Annotated in this window: 1 protein-coding gene; it reads left to right on the forward strand. The window is 69.8% G+C overall.

Annotation, left to right across the window (positions count from 1 at the left end; translation table 11 throughout):
- Positions 1 to 632 (forward strand): AMP-binding protein (locus D7X12_RS41740; RefSeq protein WP_147444023.1); only part of this gene is annotated, 632 nt, incomplete at both ends.

The following is a 632-nucleotide window of genomic DNA, read 5'->3' on the forward strand; positions in this document are numbered from 1 at the left end:
ATGGGCGTGGGGCCCGAGGTGCGCGTGGGCCTGTGCGTGGAGCGCTCGCTGGAGTTGGTGGTGAGCGTGCTGGGCATCCTGAAGGCGGGAGGCGTGTACGTCCCGCTGGATGCCAGCTACCCGCTGGAGCGGCTGTCGTGGATGAAGCGCGAGGCCGGGGTGGCGCTGCTCGTCGCCCAGGAGAAGCTGGCGGACGAAGTCGCTTCGGGCGGTGAGCTGGTGGTGTGCGTGGACACCGAATGGGCGTCCATCGCGCGCCAGCCCCAGAGCAACCCGAGCCCGAGTGTCGGTGGCGGCCATCTGGCGTACGTGATGTTCACGTCAGGAAGCACGGGCCAGCCGAAGGGCGTGGGTGTTCCGCATCGAGCCGTGTCGCGGCTGGTGCTGGGGACGGACTTCGCGCACTTCGGGCCGGAAGAGGTGTGGCTGCAACTGGCGCCCATCTCCTTCGATGCTTCGACGCTGGAGGTCTGGGGCGCACTGCTGCACGGCGCGAAGCTGGTGGTGTACCCGGCGGGCACGCCGTCGCTGGAGGAGCTGGGCCGCACGCTGGAGGCGTCGGGCATCACGTCGCTGTGGCTCACGGCGGCACTCTTCGAGCAGATGCAGGCGAGGCAACCGCAAGCCCTGGC

The organism is Corallococcus sicarius (assembly GCF_003611735.1).
Taxonomy (GTDB): Bacteria; Myxococcota; Myxococcia; order Myxococcales; family Myxococcaceae; genus Corallococcus; species Corallococcus sicarius.